Source organism: Streptomyces sp. NPDC056527 (genome assembly GCF_042794475.1).
In the GTDB taxonomy this organism is placed as follows: Bacteria; Actinomycetota; Actinomycetes; order Streptomycetales; family Streptomycetaceae; genus Streptomyces.
This window is the reverse complement of the sequence record NZ_JBHTTQ010000085.1, coordinates 1-16,204: the sequence shown is the minus strand read 5'-3', so window position 1 is coordinate 16,204 and position 16,204 is coordinate 1. Positions and strand designations below refer to the sequence as shown.

Genomic DNA, 16,204 nt, shown 5'->3' with positions numbered 1-16,204 from the left:
AGGCCACCGCGAGTGAACCCATGGCCCCTCGTACGATCGGGGTCATGAGTTCCAAGGACGCCCCGCCGCCGCTGCCCGAGCCCCTGCTGGTGCCGGTGGCCGACTCGCACACACACCTGGACATGCAGTCCGGCACCGTCGAGGAGGCCCTCACCAAGGCCGCCGCCGTCGGTGTCACCACCGTCGTCCAGGTGGGCTGCGACCTCAAGGGCTCCCAGTGGGCCGCCGAGACCGCCGCGGCCCACGACAACGTGCACGCCGCCGTCGCCCTCCACCCCAACGAGGCCCCCCGGATCGTGCTCGGGGACCCTGACGGCTGGTCGCGTCAGGGCGCCCGCCAGGCGGGCGGGGATGCGGCCCTCGACGAGGCCCTCGCCGAGATCGACCGGCTGGCCGCCCTGCCGTACGTACGGGCCGTCGGCGAGACCGGCCTCGACTACTTCCGCACCGGCCCCGAGGGCATGGCAGCCCAGGAGCGCTCCTTCCGCGCCCACATCGAGATCGCCAAGCGGCACGGCAAGGCGCTCGTGATCCACGACCGCGAAGCCCACGCCGACGTCCTTCGGGTCCTGGACGAGGAGGGCGCGCCGGATCGGACCGTCTTCCACTGCTACTCGGGCGACGCCGAGATGGCCGAGATCTGTGCCGCGAAGGGCTACTACATGTCCTTCGCCGGCAACATGACCTTCAAGAACGCGCAGCCGCTGCGCGACGCCCTCGCCGTCGCCCCGCTGGAGCTCGTCCTCGTCGAGACGGACGCCCCCTTCCTCACCCCGGCGCCCTACCGCGGACGGCCGAACGCGCCGTACCTGATCCCGGTCACCGTCCGGGCGATGGCGGCCGTGCGCGGGATCGCGGAGGAGGAGCTCTGCGAGGCGATCGCCGTGAACACGGCCACCGCCTTCGATTACTGATGCATAACGGTTACGTGTTGTAGTCGGGTCGTTTTGGAGAGTGATCGCCGCCGGGGCTAGGGTCCCGGCCTCGTGAGCACTTCCCAGGGCAGTCACCGAGCCGGACGGCGGGCAGCGGACCTGTCCGTCCACGAGCAGCCCACCCAGGCCGCCCCGCTCGTCCTCCCGGGCCAGACCCCCGGCCGGCCCGTCGGCCAGCCTTCCGGTCAGGCCCCCGGCCAGGCCGCGGGCCGCGCCGAGGCCCGGCGCGCCGCCCGCCGCCGCAAGGCGAGGCCCCGCCCCGGCGAGGGGCTGCGGCGCATCGTCCCGCAGGCCCTGGTCGTCGCCTTCCTCGCCGGCGGCACCAGCGCCTTCGTCGCCAACGACAAGGCCATCCGGCTCTCGGTCGACGGCGTACCGCGCACCCTGCACACCTTCGCCGACGGCGTCGACGAGCTCCTCGCCGACGAGGGCCTGGCCGTCGGCTCCCACGACATCGTCGCCCCGGCGCCCGGCGAGGACCTGGCCAGCGGCGACGAGGTCGTGGTGCGCTACGGCCGGCCCGTCGCCCTCACCCTCGACGGGCAGCGCCGCCAGGTGTGGACCACGGCCAGGACCGTCGACGGCGCCCTGCGTCAGCTCGGCGTCCGGGCCGAGGGCGCGTACCTCTCGGTCTCCCGCTCCGCCCCCATCTCCCGCCAGGGCCTCGCCCTCGACGTCCGTACCGAACGGACCGTCACCCTCCTCGCCGACGGCCGCGCACGGACCCTGCGCACCAACGCCGCCACCGTCCTCGAGGCCGTCGAGGAGGCCGGGATCACCCTCTCCGGTCAGGACACCACCTCCGTACCGCCCAGTTCCTTCCCGCGCGACGGGCAGACGATCACCGTCATGCGGGTCACCGGCGCCAAGGAGGTCCGCGAGGAGCCGATCCCGTACGCCGTCGAGAGGATCCGTGACCCCGAGCTCTTCGCGGGCACGGAGGTCGTCGAACGGCAGGGGGTGCGGGGGGTGCGACGGGTCACGTACGCCCTGCGGACCGTCAACGGCGTCCGGCAGAAGCCGAAGAAGATCGGCGAGGAGATCGTGCGGGAGCCCGTCACCCGCAAGGTGAAGGTCGGCATCCGGCCGCTGCCCTCCTCGGTGGCCGGCGCGGACGGTCTGGACTGGGGCGCGCTCGCGTCCTGCGAGTCCGGCGGCCGGCCGAACGCGGTCGACCCCTCGGGGACCTACGGCGGGCTCTACCAGTTCGACCCCGGCACCTGGCGCTCCCTCGGCGGCAGCGGGACCGCCCAGAACGCGCCCGCCTCGGAACAGACGTACCGGGCGAAGAAGCTCTACGTGCAGCGCGGCGCGAGTCCCTGGCCGCACTGCGGCCGAAGGCTCTACCGGTGAGCCTTCACGACCTCGCCCGCGACAGGGACCGGGCTCCCTGCCGCGGGCGAGGTCGTTAGGCTGTACCGGTGAGCACCACCACCGGCCCCGAAGGCCCCGACGCCCTCCTCGGCCCCGCCGACATCCGTGAACTGGCCGCCGCCCTCGGCGTGCGCCCCACGAAGCAGAAGGGCCAGAACTTCGTCATCGACGCCAACACGGTCCGGCGGATCGTCCGCACCGCCGACGTGCGCCCCGACGACGTGGTCGTGGAGGTGGGCCCCGGGCTCGGCTCGCTGACCCTGGCGCTCCTGGAGGCCGCGGACCGGGTGACGGCCGTCGAGATCGACGACGTCCTGGCGGCCGCGCTGCCGTCGACGATCGCCGCGCGTCTGCCGGGGAAGAAGGACCACTTCGCGCTGGTCCACTCGGACGCGATGCACGTCGAGGAGCTGCCGGGCCCGCCGCCCACGGCGCTCGTCGCGAACCTCCCGTACAACGTGGCCGTGCCGGTCCTGCTGCACATGCTGGACCGCTTCCCGACCATCGACCGGACCCTGGTCATGGTCCAGGCGGAGGTCGCCGACCGGCTCGCGGCGAAGCCCGGGAACAAGGTGTACGGCGTGCCGTCGGTGAAGGCGAACTGGTACGCCGAGGTGAAGCGGGCCGGCGCGATCGGCCGCAACGTCTTCTGGCCCGCGCCGAACGTCGACTCGGGTCTCGTCTCGCTCGTCCGCCGTACGGAGCCGGTGGCGACCACCGCGTCCAAGGCAGAGGTCTTCGCGGTCGTCGACGCGGCCTTCGCGCAGCGCCGCAAGACCCTGCGGGCCGCGCTCGCCGGCTGGGCGGGCTCGCCCGCGGCGGCGGAGGAGGCGCTGGTGAAGGCCGGGATCTCGCCGCAGGCGCGGGGCGAGGCGCTGACGGTGGAGGAGTTCGCGCGGATCGCGGAGGCGAAGGCGTGAGCGGTACGGGTACGGGACAGGGGTTCCGGGGCGGCCCCGGTGGCGCGGCCGTGACCGGTACCGGCTCGGGCGTCGGACCTCAGGGCGGCGGTTTCACGGACGGTGCGGCCCCGGACGTCGCCCGGCGTGTCACCGTGCGGGTGCCCGCGAAGGTCAACGTACAGCTGGCGGTCGGCGCGGCGCGCCCCGACGGCTTCCACGACCTGGCGAACGTCTTCCTCGCCGTCTCCCTCCACGACGAGGTCACGGCGGTGCCCGCCGACGAGCTGACGATCACCTGCGCGGGTCCGGACGCGGACAAGGTACCGCTGGACCGGACGAACCTCGCCGCGCGCGCGGCGGAACTCCTCGCCGCCCGGCACGGAATCTCCCCGGACGTGCACCTGCACATCGACAAGGACATCCCGGTCGCCGGCGGCATGGCGGGCGGCAGCGCGGACGGCGCGGGCGCGCTGCTCGCATGCGACGCGCTGTGGGGCCTGAACTCCTCGCGCGCCGAGCTTCTGGAGATCTGCGCCGAGCTCGGCAGCGACGTTCCGTTCAGCCTCGTCGGCGGGGCGGCGCTCGGTGTCGGACGCGGGGAGCAGCTGACGGAGCTTCCCGTGGGCGGCACGTTCCACTGGGTGTTCGCCGTCGCGGACGGCGGGCTCTCGACCCCGGTGGTGTTCGGCGAGTTCGACCGGCTCACCGAGGGCGTGGACGTTCCCGAGCCCGCCGCCTCCCCGGCGCTCCTGGAGGCCCTGCGCGCCGGCGACGTGACCGCCCTGGCCGGTGCTCTGGCCAACGATCTCCAGCCGGCCGCCGTCTCCCTGCGGCCCGCGCTGAACGCCACCCTGGAGGCAGGCTCGGCCGCGGGCGCCCTGGCGTCCCTCGTCTCGGGCTCGGGCCCGACGACGGCGTTCCTGGTGAAGGACGCGGAGGCCGCGGACGCCGTGGCGGCCGCCCTCATCGCCTCCGGCACCTGCCGCACGGCCCGCGTGGCCACGTCGGCGGCGCCGGGCGCGACGGTCCTGCCCCGGTCCTAGGTCCCGGGCCTCGCCCTAGCCCTGGGCCCCGCCCTTGCCCTTGTCGAGCGTGGCCAGGAGCAGGTTCGGGTCCTTCACCGGCTCGAAGAAGGACGCGCTGGTGACGTAGACGGTCTTGTCGCGCACCGCCACGGAGGTCGGGTTGGAGAGCCCGGCCTGCTCCGTGAGCACGATCTCGTGCGTGCCGTCGGGACGCACGAGAGCGATGTCGTTGTCCAGGAACAGGGCGGCGAGGACCGTGTCCCCCTTCCCGGTGAAGCCGAAGTCGTCGATCCACATGAGCCCGGTCGCCCGGGTCTCGATCGGGCCGGCGCTCTTGTCGGCGCGTACGGGGATGCGCAGCAGGGTCTGGCGGTCGGTGTTGGACACCCACACGGCGCCGTTGTGGAACTTGAGGCCGTTGGCGCCGACGCCGAAGCCGGCGGGCGGGGCGACGGGCTGGAGCGCGGTCCCGGTGGCCCAGGCCGTGGGCGTACCGCCGTCCTGCGGGACGCTCCACACGGTGCCGCGGACCGAGTCGGCGACGTAGAGGGTGCCGCACTCCTCGTCGAGCGCGAGGGCGTTGGGGAACCCGTCGGCCGGCAGCTCGGCGATCTGCACGGGCGGGGCGCCGTCGGGGCCGATGCGCCAGACGCCGTTCTCGCTCGTCCCGGTCGCGTACGCGACGTAGAGGGTGCCGTCGTGGGCGCGGGTGATGCCCATGGCCGCGGCCACTCCGATGACGGGGGTGTTCGGGTTGGTGACGGCGGGCAGGGTCGCGAGGATCCGGGTGCCGCCCTTCTTGTCGATGCGGGCCACCTGCCGGGCGAAGGCGAACGTCACGTTGGCGGAGCCGTCGGGTGAGAGGGCGATGTTCTCCGGGGTCTGCCCCGCGGCGAAGTCGAAGTGGGCGACGATGCGCGGATCGGTGACGGTCGGCTCTCCGGCGGAGGTGGGCGCGGAGGCGAGCAGGGCGAGGGCGAGGGCGGCCGTGGCGGTGACCGCCAGGCGTGGGAGTCGGTACATGGGCCTCTCCTTGGGGGACGGGAGGTGTCGGGGGTGCGCGGCACCAGAAGAACTTGACGATGCGTCAGCCCGGCGGGACGGCAGCCACGGCCGGGGGTTCGCCCGCGCGGCCGACGACTTGGGGCCGGTTGGCAGGCGCGCGGGCGCTGCCTGCGCAGCGGCCGGTACGGCCCGGGGCCGGGAGGGGGCCGGCGGCGCGGCGGGAGCGGCGGCCCCGGGGTACTCAGAGGGCGGTTGAGTATCCGCGCCCTGACGGTCCTGGAGGTGGCCGCGGGACCGTGCCCGTATGGGAAAAAGCGCAGTCAGCGGATTCGGTGCCCGGGAGCTCGCCGCCGCCACGCCCGCGACACGGGACCGGTACGTCGACCTGTTGCGGGTCGCCTCGCTCGCGGTCGTCGTCCTCGGTCACTGGCTGATGGCGGCGGTGACCGCCGACGGATCGGTGGGCAATCTGCTGGCCGTCGTGCCGGAGCTTCAGGTGGTCACCTGGGCCCTTCAGGTCATGCCGGTGTTCTTCTTCGTCGGCGGGTTCTCGCACGCCCTCGCCCACCGCTCCCGCCCCGGCTATGCACTGTTCCTGCGCGCCCGGCTCCAGCGGCTGCTGCGGCCGACGATGGTGTTCGTCGGCGTGTGGGGCGCCTTCGCCCTGGTGGTCCAGCTCTTCGGGGCCTCCCGGCCGGAGGCCGGCGGAGGTCTGACCGGGGTCGCGCTGCGGCTCGTCACCCAGCCGCTGTGGTTCATCGGCATCTACCTCGCCATGGTGGCCTTCACCCCGCCGCTCCTGAAGCTCCATGAGCGCTGGGGGTGGGGCGCGTTCGCCGCGCTCGCGGGTGGGGCGGTCGCCGTCGACGTCCTGCGGTTCGCGCTCGACGTGCCCTTCGTCGAGTTCCTGAACTTCGCCTTCGTCTGGCTGGCGATCCACCAGCTCGGCTTCCTCAGGGCCGACGGCATGATCCGGCTCCCCGGCGTCCTCGCCGCGGGCGGCCTGCTCGGCGCGGGCCTCCTCGTCGCCCTCGGGCCGTACCCGCTCTCCATGGTGGGGATGCCCGGCGAGAAGGTCTCCAACATGGCCCCGCCGACCCTGGCCCTGCTGGCCCACGGTCTCTGGCTGGTCGGCGCGGTGGAGCTGCTGCGGGGTCCGGGCGCCCGGTTCGCGGCCCGCGCGGGCGTCTGGCACAAGGTCGTCGCCGCCAACGGGATCGCCATGACCGCGTTCCTGTGGCACCTGACCGCGATGCTCGGCGTGTACGGCGCGCTCCTGGCGTTCGACGTGACGCTGCCCGCGCCCGCGACGGGCGCCTGGTGGGCCCAGCTGCCGCTCCGTATCGCCGCCGCGGCGGTGCTGACCGGCGTGCTCGTCGCCGCCTTCCGTCGCTTCGAGCGCCCGGCACCCGCGGCCCCCGCGACGGGCGACGGCGGCCCACTCGCCGCCGTCGGCATCACCCTGGCGCTCTTCGGCGTCCTGGGCCTGTCCATGGTCGGCTTCGGGGGCCTCCTGGAGGGCCACTCGGCGACGCTGATCGCGGTCGACGTCACCGCCCCGGTGGCGGTGGCGATGGCCCTCGCGGGCTGGCTCCTGGTCGAACGGGCTGGCCGTGGGCGGACCGTACGCACCTCCTGACCTAGCGTCAGATGCGGAGCCGGAACACGGTCGTTGAAGGGTGCCGTCGGCAGCCGGGTTCCGGTCCGCGCCGAGGCTCACCCGAGCGTCGCGGATCCGAACCGTGCGCAGTCGCACGTAGGCGTACCCCTACGCTGGATTCCTTCCGGTGGTGGATCCATGCAGTGCGACGGACGGGGTGTGAGGTGACGGGGGCGAACGGCGGAGACCTGGTCGGCGAGGTTCTGGGCGGGCGATACCGCGTGACCGCGACGATCGGACGCGGTGGCATGGGTGTGGTCGCCCGGGCCGTGGACCAGTTGCTGAACCGTGAGGTCGCCGTGAAGGTCCTGCGGGCCTACACCGACGCCTCCGCGGCCGAACTGGCCGATCTGCGGACCCGGATGCAGCGGGAGGCGCAGGCCGCCGCCCGGATCCGGCACAGCGGCGTGGTCACCGTGCACGACGTGGTCGAGGAGCGGGGGCTGCCGGTCATCGTCATGGAACTCGTCGACGGGCCCTCCCTCGACTCCGTGCTGACGGAGCGCGGCCCGCTGGACCCGCGCGAGGCGGCGGCCATCGGCGCCAGGCTGATGGACGCGCTCGACGCGGCCCACCGGGCCGGGGTCCTGCACAGGGACGTCAAGCCCGGCAACGTACTGCTCGAACGGACAGGGGCCCCCACGGCCGGAGGCTGGGGAAGGGTCGTGCTCACCGACTTCGGCATCGCCACCATGGAGACCCCCGGCGACGACGCCATGGCCAAGCTGACCCAGAGCGGTCAACTCGTCGGGTCGCTCGACTATCTGCCGCCGGAGCGCGCACAGGGACAGGACCCCGGCCCCGCATCGGACATCTGGTCGCTCGGCATGACGCTGTACGCGGCGGTGGAAGGCACGGCGCCCTTCCGCCGCACCTCGGCCTGGTCCACGCTGTCGGCGATCGTCACCGAGCCGCTGCCGGCGCCGCGGCGAGGGGGACCGCTCACGCCGGTGCTCCAGGCGCTGATGGCCAAGGATCCGCACCAGCGGCCCGACGCCGGGCAGGCGCGCGAGATGCTGGAGGCGGTCGCCGCGGGCCGGGGCGTGGACCCCGCGACGGGGTACGCACAGGCTCCACCCGCCCCCGGCCAGGTGCCCGCGGCTCCCGGTCCCGTGCCGACGCCCGCTCCCGTAACCCCGAACCCCGGTCCCGTACCGGCTCCGGCGGCCGGTTTCGTACCCGCTCCGGCCCCTGGTCCCGCCGCCCCGCCCGGCGCCTTCGGTTCCGCTGCCGCGCCGTTCCAGCAGCCCGGCGTGCCCGGCGCCGCGCAGCCGGGCTTCCCGCCCGGCCCGCCCGCCGGGGGCGCGGCGTCCGAGACCCGTACCGCGACCGTCCGTGCGCGCCGCCGTCGCACCCGTACCGTCGTGGCGGCCGCGGTCGCCACCGTCGTCGTCGGTGGGGGCGTCGCCTACGGGCTGATGAACACGGAGAGCGAGCCGGCCGGCGGCTCTCAGGCGGCGCGTCCCACGGCGAGCGCCCCGGCCGACGGCGACATGTCCGGGAGCGGTGGCTCGGTCGACGGCTCGACCTCCCCCGGGGACCTGACGTCCATGAGCCCCGGCGAGACGCCTGCCGGCACCCCCTCGAACGGCGGCGGTGAATCGGCTCCCACCCCGACGGCGTCCGGCGACGGCGACAAGCCGACCGCGAACCCGACCGTCTCGGCGAAGCCGACGCCCACGCCCGGTGCCACGTCGAAGCAGCCCACCCCGGTCACGACGGCATGCACCGGCTGGACCCACGCGAACCGCAGTGACGGATACGGGTACCTGTCCCAGAACTCCCACCTCTACACCGGGCCGTACTCGGAGTGCGGCTGGGTGACGGCGGTCAAGGACGGGGCCAAGATCTACTACCACTGCTACGTCACCAACGCCCATGGCAACAAGTGGATCTACGCCCGTATCCAGGGCACGGAGTCCGAGGGCTGGGTGTTCGCCGACAAGACCACCGGAGGGAGCGGCGCCCTCGCCCGCTGCTAGCCCGCGGGGCCGGGCCTCCGGGGAACGCCGCACGCCGTCCCACCGGCCCGGCGTCTACCCTTGGACGTCGATCCATCCCCCCGTACAGGAGTCAAAGTGGCCGTCAATCTGGTCAATGTCGAGGCTGTCAGCAAGGTGTACGGCACACGTGCCCTGCTCGACGGTGTCTCGCTCGGCGTCTCCGAGGGTGATCGGATCGGCGTCGTGGGCCGCAACGGTGACGGCAAGACCACCCTCATCCGGATGCTCGCCAAGCTGGAGGAGGCCGACACCGGGCGTGTCACGCACAGTGGCGGGCTGCGACTCGGGGTGCTCACCCAGCACGACTCGCTCGACCCGAAGGCCACCGTCCGGCACGAGGTCATCGGCGTCATGGCCGACCACGAGTGGGCCGGCAGCGCCAAGATCCGTGACGTGCTCACCGGGCTCTTCGGCGGGCTCGACCTGCCCGGGTTCGAGCAGGGCCTCGACACCGTCATCGGGCCGCTCTCCGGTGGCGAGCGCCGCCGGATCGCGCTCGCCAAGCTCCTCATCGACGACCAGGACCTGATCGTCCTCGACGAGCCCACCAACCACCTCGACGTCGAGGGCATCGCCTGGCTCGCCAAGCACCTCCAGGAGCGCCGCTCCGCGCTCGTCTGCGTCACCCACGACCGGTGGTTCCTCGACCAGGTCTGCACCCGCATGTGGGACGTCCAGCGCGGTGACGTGCACGAGTACGAGGGCGGCTACTCCGACTACGTCTTCGCCCGCGCCGAGCGCGAGCGGATCGCCGCGACGGAGGAGGTCAAGCGGCAGAACCTGATGCGCAAGGAGCTCGCCTGGCTGCGGCGCGGCGCCCCCGCCCGTACCTCCAAGCCCCGCTACCGCATCGAGGCCGCCAACGAGCTGATCGCCGACGTGCCGCCGCCGCGCGACACCTCCGAGCTGATGAAGTTCGCCAACGCCCGGCTCGGCAAGACGGTCTTCGACCTGGAGAACGTCACCGTCACCGCCGGCCCCAAGACGCTGCTCAAGCACCTCACCTGGCAGCTCGGCCCCGGCGACCGCATCGGCCTGGTCGGCGTCAACGGCGCCGGCAAGACCTCCCTGCTGCGGGCGCTCGCCGACGCGGCCGTGACCCACGGCGACATCCAGCCCGCCGACGGAAAGATCGTCGTCGGCAAGACCGTGCGGCTCGCCTACCTCTCCCAGGACGTCACCGAACTGCCCGCGACGCTGCGCGTCCTGGAAGCCGTCCAGCAGATCCGCGACCGGGTCGACCTCGGCAAGGGGCGGGAGATGACCGCCGGTCAGCTGTGCGAGCAGTTCGGCTTCTCCAAGGAGAAGCAGTGGACCCCGGTCGGCGACCTCTCCGGTGGCGAGCGGCGCCGGCTCCAGCTGCTGCGCCTGCTGATGGACGAGCCGAACGTCCTCTTCCTCGACGAGCCCACCAACGACCTGGACATCGAGACCCTGACCCAGCTGGAGGACCTCCTCGACGGCTGGCCCGGCTCGATGGTCGTCATCTCCCACGACCGGTTCTTCATCGAGCGCACCACCGACCGCACCTTCGCGCTGCTCGGCGACGCGACGCTGCGGATGCTGCCCCGCGGTATCGACGAGTACCTGGAGCGGCGCCGGAAGATGATCGAGGCGTCGGTGCCGACCCCGGCCGCCGCGCAGACCGCCCAGCAGAAGCCCGGCGTCTCCGCCGCGGACGCCCGCGCCGCGAAGAAGGAGTTGCAGAAGGTCGAGCGCCAGCTCGACAAGGTCTCCGAGAAGGAGGCCAAGCTGCACGCCCAAATCGCCGAAAACGCCACAGACTTCGAGAAGGTCGCAAAGCTGGACGCGGAGCTGCGGGAACTGGCCGGGGAGCGCGAGGAGTTGGAGATGCGCTGGCTGGAACTGGCAGAGGACGCGTAGAGAAGCCGTGCAGGACGAGTAACGAGGGCATCACGGGCCGGTCCTCCCTTGGGAACAAGGGACGGACCGGTCACTTTTGCGCCATCCCGGGAGTGGTAGAAAGAAAACCCGCTCACATCAAGGGGGAACGCTGATGACCCAGCCGCCCAGCAACCAGCCGCCGGGCTTCGGCGCACCGAAGGATCCGCAGGACCACGGCACGGGGCAGGGCGTCCCGCCGATGCCCCCGGCTCCGCCGCAGGCACCACCGACCCCGCAGACGCCGCCGCCCGCCGCGCCCGGCCCGTACGACACCGCGCCCCAGCCCGGTTACGGCTACCCGCAGCAGGCGCCCCAGCCCGGCTACGGCTATCCGCAGCAGCAGCCTCAGCCCGGCCCGTACAACCAGCAGCCGGGTCCGTACAACCAGCAGCCCGGTCCCTACGGTCAGCAGCCCGGTCCCTACGGCGGCTACCCCGGCCAGCCCCAGTACCCCGCCGCTCCCACCCCCTCCGGTGGCGGCAACCCGTTCAAGGGCAAGCCGGGGATCATCGTCGCCGCGGCCGTGGCCGGACTCCTCGTCATCGGAGGCGGCACCTGGTTCGCCCTCAGCGGTGACGAGGCGAAGGAGCCGGTCGCCAAGCCGACCGCGACCAGCGGCGCCCCGAAGCCGAGCGAGTCCGTCGACCAGGGCGACGGCAGCGGCGACGGACGCAATGCCGAGGACGACCTCAACGCCGGTCGCAAGCCCGGCGAAGCGAAGATCAACTGGCTGCTGAAGAACAACGTCGACCTGCCCCGCAACGGCGCCGACGTCTTCGGTCCGTGGATCGTCGGCGACGTCGTCGTCAAGGGCATGTACAAGAGCCTCGACGGCTACAGCCTCAGCGACGGCTCCGCCAAGTGGCACCTGGACCTGCCCTTCGAGCTGTGCACGACCGCCCCCGAGCCCGCCGCCGACGGAAGCCTCGTCATCGGCGTCAACGACAGCGCCGGCGACCGCGCCAAGTGCACCGAGCTGCAGAAGGTCGACCTCAAGACCGGCACGGTCGGCTGGAAGAAGTCCGTCCCCAAGGGCACCGGCTTCAGCTCGCTGTCCGACACCACCCTCGCCATCAGCGGCAACACGGTCACCGCGGCCGGCACCGGCAACTCGCACGGCTACTCCCTCGCCGACGGCCGCGACCTCTTCACCGGCCCGACCAGCGGCTGCAAGCCCTACGCGTTCGCGGGCGGCCCGAAGCTCATCGCCGCCGCCAGTTGCCCCACCAGCGACTACAAGAACAAGCAGGAGCAGATCAGCGAGGTCGACCCGAACACCGGAAAGCCCCGGTGGACCTTCAAGCTCCAGCCCAACTGGGAAGTCGACAAGATCTACTCGGTGAACCCGCTGGTCGTCTCCGCCCAGCAGCGTGACGAGAAGAAGTGGACCGTCTTCGCGGTCACCGCGGACGGCAAGCTCCGCTCGCAGATCGAGGGCGGCAAGGACAAGTACGCGCCCAAGTGCGGTGGCGGGTTCGTCGTCTTCGGCCGCAACCTCCAGGGCTGCATGGGCGTGGCCGCCGACGCCGACACCTTCTACATGGCCACCGAGGCCGCCTACGGCACGGCCAACGCGGTCGTCGCCTTCGACCTCAACACCGGCAAGTCCAAGTGGCGCGCCTCGGCCCCGGCCGAGCGGACCATGACCCCGCTGCGCATGGAGGGTGCGGACGTCCTGCTCTACGTGGACGCCTCGTACGACACCGGCGGCGGTGTCGCCACCCTCGCCCCGACCGGCGGCGCCCCGAAGATGCTGCTCCAGCACCCGGCGTCGACGGCCCAGATCGAGAACACCTTCTACGACGCGGGCTACGCCTACGGCAACGGCACGTTCGTGGTGGCCAGCGGCCGGGTGAGCGCGTCGAGCGACAAGCAGGAGAAGGACGTCAAGACGATGATGGCCTTCAGCAAGTGACGGCCCGACACCGATGACCACTCCGCAGCAACCGGGCCCGCCCACTCCGACGCACGGACCGTACGGGCGGCTCAACCCGTACGGGGGCGGGCAGCCCGGTCCGCCCCCGTCGGCCCCGCCGCCGACACCGGAGCAACCGCCGACGCAGGAGCAGCCGCAGTCGCAGCCGCCCGGTGGCCGGAAGCGCCGCACGACCGCCGTGATCGCGGCGGTCGTGGCGGCGCTGCTCGCCGTCGGCGGCGTGACCTGGTACACCCTCGCCGGCACCGGGGAGCACAAGGACGACAAGGCGTCCCCGAGCGCGAGTCCCACCGTGGGGATGCCTTCCCCGAAGCCCTCGGGTCCCCCCGGGCCGGACGCCGCGGCAGCGGCCGGCTACAACAAGGACCGCGGCCCCGGCGACGCCTCCGTCCTCTGGGTCCGCAAGAACGACATCGACGTGCCCCAGCTCGGCGGCTTCGTCTTCGGCCCCTGGGTCGACGGCGACATCGTCGTCACCGCCATGTACCGCACCGTCACCGCCCATTCGGTGAAGGACGGCACGGTGAAGTGGCGGCTGACCCTGGACACCGAGATCTGCAAGGCGCCGCATCTGCCCTCCGAGGACGGGAAGATCGCCCTCGCCCTCAAGGACAAGCTCCACGCGGAGTCGGACGACTGCCGTCGGCTGCAGATGGTCGACCTGCGCGCCGGCAAGGTCGGCTGGCAGCAGAAGGTCGCGCAGGAGGACACCTTCGACTTCATGACCAACTACTCCATCGCGATGAGCGGTGGAACGGTCACCTTCGGCAGGCACGGGTACTCGACCGGCTACCGCCTCAGCGACGGCAGGAAACTGTTCGGCCGGTGGGACAAGAGCGAGTGCCAGCCCTACGCGTACGCCGGCGGCCCCAAGCTGGTCGCCGCGGTCTCCTGCCCGACCTCCGACGCGGAGAAACCGCAGGAGGAGATCCACGAGGTGGATCCGGCGACGGGCAAGTCCCGCTGGAAGTACCGGCTCCCCGTCGGCTACCGCGTGGATCACGTCCTCTCGGTGCGGCCGCTCATCGTCTCGGCCACCTACCGCGCCCAGGGCGGCCACGGCATCGTCGTCCTCAACGAGGACGGAACGAAGCGCACCTCGCTCCAGGGCGACGGCCAGTACGCCGAAGGGTGCGCGGACGAGTCCACCCACGACGGCAACCTGCAGCGCTGTCAGGTCGTCGCGGACGAGTCCACCGCCTACATCGCCACCATCGCGCAGAACAAGGACACGGCCAACGAGATCGTCGCCTTCGACCTCGGCAGCGGCAAGGTGGTCCGGCACATTCCCGGGATCCCGGGACGCACGGCGTGGCCGCTGCGGATGGAGGGCGGTTCCCTGGTCGTCCGGATGGCGGCGGTGCTCGACGAGCCCGGCTCGCTGGCCACCGTCGCGCCGGGCGCGACCAAGGCCGTCGAGCTGCTCCGGATTCCGCGCGCCGCGGGGCGCGCCGCGTCGCGCTACTACGCCTCCCCGGCGCTGTACGTCGACGGCCGGTACATCCTTGTGCAGAGTCTCATCGTGGGCACGACCGACGACGAGGAGCGGGAGAAGGAGACGCTGATGGCCTTCGGCAAGTGACACCGATTCCCCACCTTCTTCCGACACTTCAGAGGTACTCACGCCATGACCCAGCCACCGCCCCCGCCGAACCAGCCGCCCGGCCCGCCCCAGGGGGGCTTCGGCGCGCCCCAGGACCCCCCGCCGGGCGGGTTCGGCGCGCCCACGCCGCCGCCGGAGCAGCCCGGGTACGGATACCCCCAGCAGCCGCCGACGCAGCCGCAGCCGCAGGAGCAGTACGGATACCCGCAGCAGCCGCCCACGCAGCCGCAGCAGTACGGGTACCCGCAGCAGCCGCCGACGCAGCCGCAGCAGCAGTACGGATACCCGCAGCAGGCGCAGCAGCCTCCGTACGGCTACCCGACCCAGCCGCAGTACCCGCAGGCGGCCGTGCCGGCCGGCGGCAAGAAGCTGTCCGCGCAGATGCAGATCGTGATCGCCGCGGTGGTCGCCGTCGCCCTGATCGTCGGCGGCGGCATCTGGTACGCCAACTCCGGTGGCGGTGAGGAGAACCCCAACGCCAAGGGCGGCTCCGGCTCGACCCAGGGCCAGGGCGGGGACAAGGGCAACGGGCTCGGCGGCAACGGCAAGGAGAAGGTGCCCGCCAACACGCAGTCCAAGCTGTCCTTCCAGCTGCCGAAGCCGAAGGTCACGGACCTCACGGACGTGACCGGCTCCTGGATGACGGACAAGGCGTTCGTGAAGACGGGCGTCAACTCGATCGTCGCCTACGACCCCGACAAGGGCACGCCGTTGTGGACGCTGCCCCTGGCGGGCCAGGTCTGCGGCTCCTCGCGCCATGTCACGGCCGACCACAAGGTCCCGATCCTCTTCGAGGCGACCAAGCGTGTCGCGCCGAAGTTCTACCAGCCGTGCACCGAGGTCGGCGTGGTCGACCTGGTCACAGGCAAGCTGGTGTGGTCGACGTCGGTCACCGGCGGTTCGGCCGGCGACCAGAAGGCCCGGTTCAGCGAGGTCACCCTGAGTGGCACGACCGTCGCGGCCGGCGGCACGGACGGCGGCGCCGCCTTCGACCTGGCCAACGGCAACCCGCGGTGGAAGCCGTCGGTCGACAGCAACAACTGCTACGACATGGGGTACGGCGGCGGCGAGGGCATCGTCGCCGCGCGCAAGTGCGGGCCGTATGACGCCGGGTACGTCATGATCCAGAACCTCGACCCGATGACGGGCCGGCCGATCTCGCAGTACAAGATGCCCGCGGGCGTGAAGTACGCGTCGATCGTCTCGACCAAGCCGCTGGTCGTCGCGGCCGACGTCGGCGACACCGCCGGTGACGGCAGCGGCATCTCGGACTTCTTCTCCATCGACGAGAAGACCGGCAAGCTGAAGGCCAAGATCGCGGCGAACGCCGACCGGTTCGCGGCCCGCTGCCGCTCGACCGAGGTCGAGTCGTGCTCCAAGGTGCTCGTCGGCAACAACCGGCTCTACCTGCCGACCGAGGAGCACGAGGGCTCCACCGGGGAGTACGGCGACGAGACCAACGAGATCGTCTCGTTCGACCTGGCCAACGGGAAGACGACCTCCGACAAGGCGGACGCCGGCGACCGGTACACGCTGGTGCCGCTGCGGATGGACGGCGGCAACCTCATCGCGTACAAGGTCCCGCCGTACGACAAGGGCGGTCAGGTCGTCTCGATCCACGGCGGCACGATGAAGGCGACGGTGCTCATGGAGAACCCGTCGGACAAGTCGGTGCGCGACGCGGAGGACTCCTTCAGCGAGGACTACTCCGAGATCCTCTACGGGAACGGCCGGATGTTCATCTCCGCGCTGATGGTCAGCAAGCCGCGCGAGTCGTCCTCGACGGACCTCAAGGAGTACCTGGCGCTTGCGTTCAGCACGAACTGACCCCGCCGGGGACCGGGACGGCCCGGCGC

General features: G+C 72.3%; 11 protein-coding genes. 10 read left to right on the top strand and 1 reads right to left on the bottom strand.

All coding sequences use genetic code 11. The features are described from left to right. Positions 1-44: 44 nt before the first annotated feature. The 4 genes from ACFQ7Q_RS29290 to ACFQ7Q_RS29275 all read left to right on the top strand — a co-directional run bounded on the left by ACFQ7Q_RS29290 (position 45) and on the right by ACFQ7Q_RS29275 (position 4,254). A complete protein-coding gene (locus ACFQ7Q_RS29290) occupies positions 45-914 on the top strand; it encodes a TatD family hydrolase (protein ID WP_383560239.1) in 870 nt (289 codons plus the stop codon). A gap of 72 nt (positions 915-986) precedes the next feature. Beyond that, entirely contained in the window at positions 987-2,288 is a 1,302-nt protein-coding gene (locus tag ACFQ7Q_RS29285; protein WP_383560237.1) for a ubiquitin-like domain-containing protein, read from the top strand. Positions 2,289-2,356: 68 nt separating this feature from the next. Further along, positions 2,357-3,229: a 16S rRNA (adenine(1518)-N(6)/adenine(1519)-N(6))-dimethyltransferase RsmA gene (rsmA, locus tag ACFQ7Q_RS29280; RefSeq protein ID WP_383560236.1), complete on the top strand. Its 873-nt coding sequence runs from the start codon at positions 2,357-2,359 to the stop codon at positions 3,227-3,229. Continuing rightward, positions 3,226-4,254 carry a 4-(cytidine 5'-diphospho)-2-C-methyl-D-erythritol kinase gene (locus ACFQ7Q_RS29275; RefSeq protein ID WP_383560234.1) on the top strand — a complete coding sequence of 343 codons (1,029 nt, stop codon included), beginning with the start codon at positions 3,226-3,228 and terminating at the stop codon, positions 4,252-4,254. The genes rsmA and ACFQ7Q_RS29275 overlap by 4 nt, the downstream gene beginning before the upstream one ends. A 15-nt stretch (positions 4,255-4,269) precedes the next feature. Here ACFQ7Q_RS29275 and ACFQ7Q_RS29270 read toward each other — a convergent pair whose 3' ends face one another. Then, complete coding sequence (locus ACFQ7Q_RS29270) at positions 4,270-5,259, bottom strand: hypothetical protein (protein WP_383560232.1); 990 nt, start codon at positions 5,257-5,259, stop codon at positions 4,270-4,272. Between the two features lie 286 nt (positions 5,260-5,545). Between ACFQ7Q_RS29270 and ACFQ7Q_RS29265 the strand changes: the two genes are divergently transcribed. The 6 genes from ACFQ7Q_RS29265 to ACFQ7Q_RS29240 all read left to right on the top strand — a co-directional run bounded on the left by ACFQ7Q_RS29265 (position 5,546) and on the right by ACFQ7Q_RS29240 (position 16,175). Further along, the gene (locus ACFQ7Q_RS29265) at positions 5,546-6,880 is read left to right on the top strand and encodes an acyltransferase (RefSeq protein ID WP_383560231.1); all 1,335 of its coding nucleotides are present in this window, start codon (positions 5,546-5,548) and stop codon (positions 6,878-6,880) included. A 242-nt stretch (positions 6,881-7,122) separates the two neighbouring features. Beyond that, positions 7,123-8,883: a protein kinase gene (locus ACFQ7Q_RS29260; RefSeq protein WP_383560229.1), complete on the top strand. Its 1,761-nt coding sequence runs from the start codon at positions 7,123-7,125 to the stop codon at positions 8,881-8,883. Positions 8,884-8,979: 96 nt separating this feature from the next. After that, positions 8,980-10,788 (top strand): ABC-F family ATP-binding cassette domain-containing protein, encoded by a 1,809-nt coding sequence (locus ACFQ7Q_RS29255; RefSeq protein WP_383560227.1) that lies wholly within the window; start codon positions 8,980-8,982, stop codon positions 10,786-10,788. Between the two features lie 133 nt (positions 10,789-10,921). Continuing rightward, positions 10,922-12,724 carry a PQQ-binding-like beta-propeller repeat protein gene (locus tag ACFQ7Q_RS29250; RefSeq protein ID WP_383560225.1) on the top strand — a complete coding sequence of 601 codons (1,803 nt, stop codon included), beginning with the start codon at positions 10,922-10,924 and terminating at the stop codon, positions 12,722-12,724. 13 nt (positions 12,725-12,737) lie between these two features. After that, positions 12,738-14,327, top strand: a complete 1,590-nt coding sequence (locus tag ACFQ7Q_RS29245) for a PQQ-binding-like beta-propeller repeat protein (protein WP_383560224.1) — start codon at positions 12,738-12,740, stop codon at positions 14,325-14,327. Between the two features lie 45 nt (positions 14,328-14,372). Continuing rightward, positions 14,373-16,175 carry a PQQ-binding-like beta-propeller repeat protein gene (locus ACFQ7Q_RS29240; RefSeq protein ID WP_383560223.1) on the top strand — a complete coding sequence of 601 codons (1,803 nt, stop codon included), beginning with the start codon at positions 14,373-14,375 and terminating at the stop codon, positions 16,173-16,175. Positions 16,176-16,204: the final 29 nt, after the last annotated feature.